At 57.2% G+C, this 2,495-nt stretch carries 3 protein-coding genes; 2 read left to right on the forward strand and 1 reads right to left on the reverse strand.

The annotated features are described in order from the left end of the window. Window positions 1-239 precede the first annotated feature (239 nt). A complete protein-coding gene (locus PROAA_RS13705) occupies window positions 240-1,766 on the reverse strand; it encodes an IS1182 family transposase (protein ID WP_186411872.1) in 1,527 nt (508 codons plus the stop codon). A gap of 163 nt (window positions 1,767-1,929) precedes the next feature. Between PROAA_RS13705 and PROAA_RS13710 the strand changes: the two genes are divergently transcribed. Both PROAA_RS13710 and PROAA_RS13715 read left to right on the forward strand, forming a co-directional pair. Continuing rightward, window positions 1,930-2,208, forward strand: a complete 279-nt coding sequence (locus PROAA_RS13710) for a BrnT family toxin (RefSeq protein WP_186411873.1) — start codon at window positions 1,930-1,932, stop codon at window positions 2,206-2,208. Then, the gene (locus PROAA_RS13715; RefSeq protein ID WP_222102278.1) at window positions 2,189-2,431 is read left to right on the forward strand and encodes a BrnA antitoxin family protein; all 243 of its coding nucleotides are present in this window, start codon (window positions 2,189-2,191) and stop codon (window positions 2,429-2,431) included. The genes PROAA_RS13710 and PROAA_RS13715 overlap by 20 nt, the downstream gene beginning before the upstream one ends. The last annotated feature ends 64 nt before the right edge of the window (window positions 2,432-2,495 follow it).

The raw sequence follows: 2,495 nt of genomic DNA on the forward strand, positions 1-2,495 counted from the left end.
ACGTGACCCGTATGTCCGGTGGTGTGGGAGGGAGGGGCCGTGAGGCTTCTTCCTATCCCGATTGAAGCTGTAGAAAAACCCATTTTTGGCCGAATGTTTGACAAAGGAATGGCGCCGGATTCATCGGCGCCATTTGTCATTTGGCTTCTTGATTGCGTGCTTCGCCGTTCCACCTATGCCGACGTTTGTCCCAAGCCGTCGGCCGGGCGCTTGGAGCGGGCCTGCCTTGCCTTCTTCTGCTACTGCGCATAGCCGTGATGCGCCAGCTTCTCGATATTGTGTACCAGGCAGAACAACTTCCACTGCGTATCGACCTTCGTCTGCCCGCGTAGCGTGAAGCGGTCCAGCCCTTTGTTGTGGCGGATATTGCCGAACACCGGTTCCACCGTGGCGAAGCGTTTCCCGTAGAGTTGCCTTCCGCGCTCCGAATCGATGGCTCGCTTCATGATCGCCGTATAGCTCACCTTGCCGCCCGCTGCCTTGCCCCGGAAGAAGCACACCTGCCGGGTCTGGGTGACGTCCGGTTTCCTCAGACACTTCTCCCGTAACGTACAGGGCAGGCAATCGCGCAGCGCCCCTTGGAACTTGGTGCCGATCTGGCCGTTGTGATGGCAGTTGGCTCCGTTCTGATAGAGCCTCCTGCCTGCGGGACAGATACAGGTACCGGCTTGCGGATCGTAGTCGAAATCCTTGGGTCGGTAGTGACCGGCGGTCTTCTTGGGATGGGCCTTGTCGTAGAGCGGATCGGGTTGGGCCGTGTGCCGGGCCTGATCCTTGAAACGTTCATCGCGCTTGCGCATCTGATTGTCGGCAATCAGGGCGGGCCGATGCTTCTCGGCCAGTGCCTTGAGGTTGGCTTCACTGTGGTAGCCGGCATCTGCCGTGATCAGGGTGTCGGGCGTACTCAGCGGTGCGGCCGCCTCGACCACGGGAATTAGCAGTGCCTGCTCGCTGCCGGTGCCGTGGGCTTGCGCTTCGATAACGATCTGGTGGCGATCGTCGACGGCGGCGACGCCGCAGTAACCTTGAATGACGCCCTTGGATGTGGCCATCTTCGCGGAGTCGTTATCGGTCCTGTTGCTCTTGATCACCTTGCCTTTGGCGCCTTTGCGATCCTCGGGATGCTTCTTGAGCCAACTGCGCAGTTGGGTGGCGTCGCGCTGAAGCCGCTCGATACGTTGGGCCGCCTTGGCGGCCCGGTCGGGCTCAATCGACAGGGCGTCGTGCTCGCGATGGCGGGCGAGCATCTGCTGAGCCGCCTGTTCGAGCTTGGCGGCTTGCTTCTCGAAGTCGGCGCGGGTACCGCTCTTGCCCTTGCTGGCGTTGCTGGGCAGTTTGACGCCATCGATGGCGAACATCTCGCGGCCGATCAGGCCTTGCCGGTCGCAGAGGTAGACCACCTGACTGAAGATGGCAGCAATCTCGTCGCTGAGACCGGAGACGAAGTCGGCGAAGGTGGTGAAGTGTGGCGCGCAATCACCGCTGAGTGCAATGAAGGTGACCTGCTCGCGGCAGGCACGTTCGATCTCCCGGCTACTGACGATGCCCCGGCTGTAGGCGAACAAGATTACCTTGAGCAACAGGGCCGGCGAGTAGGCGCTGGCACCAGTGAAGTCGTTCCGGTAGCGGGCGTCGAAACGGCGCAGATCGAGTTCGTGATCGACAAGGTAGTTCAGGGCATGTTCGAAGGTGCCGGGCAACAACTGCTTCTCCAAATCCACCGCGAGAAAACGCGGGCTGGTGTCGATGACTTTGTAACGGGCCATGTCGGGTATCCAAAAGGCAATACCCGTTGGATCATTGATATTCCATTCGGTTCACAGCAAAATGCGCAGATGAATAGAGTTTTTCTACACCTTCGTTATGCGTCTTGAGATCGTTACCTCTGACGGGTTTGACGTGTAACTACATCGTAGCTACAATCAACGCATGACTACACTTCATTTCGAGTGGGACGAACCGAAGGCCAACGCCAACATCGCGAAGCACGGTGTGAGCTTCGACGAAGCCAAAACCGTGTTCTACGATGAACGCGCACGGCTGATTGCAGATCCGGACCATTCTGAAGATGAAGAACGTTTCATCCTTCTGGGCTGTAGCTCAGGTTTAAAGCTTCTGATTGTGTGTCATTGCTACCGAGCGAACGATGGCGTGATTCGCATCATCTCGGCACGTAAGGCCACAAAACGTGAAGCAGCTTCTTATTGAATGGGTGACCATCATGCGCACTGAATACGACTTCTCGAAATCAACCAAGAACCCCTACGCCTCACAACTCAAGAAACAGATCACGATCCGCTTGGACGAAGAGTGCATCAACTATTTCAAATCTATTTCTGAGGGTGTCGGCATTCCGTATCAAAGCCTTATCAATCTTTACCTACGAGACTGTGCAACATCCAATCGAAAGCTGAACCTCAAGTGGAAGTGACGCCCAACGATTAAGGTTAGATCGTGATCGCGAAGCGAGCCACGATCTGAACCGGTTGTTGGAC

It is taken from the genome of Candidatus Propionivibrio aalborgensis (assembly GCF_900089945.1).
Classification (GTDB): domain Bacteria; phylum Pseudomonadota; class Gammaproteobacteria; order Burkholderiales; family Rhodocyclaceae; genus Propionivibrio; species Propionivibrio aalborgensis.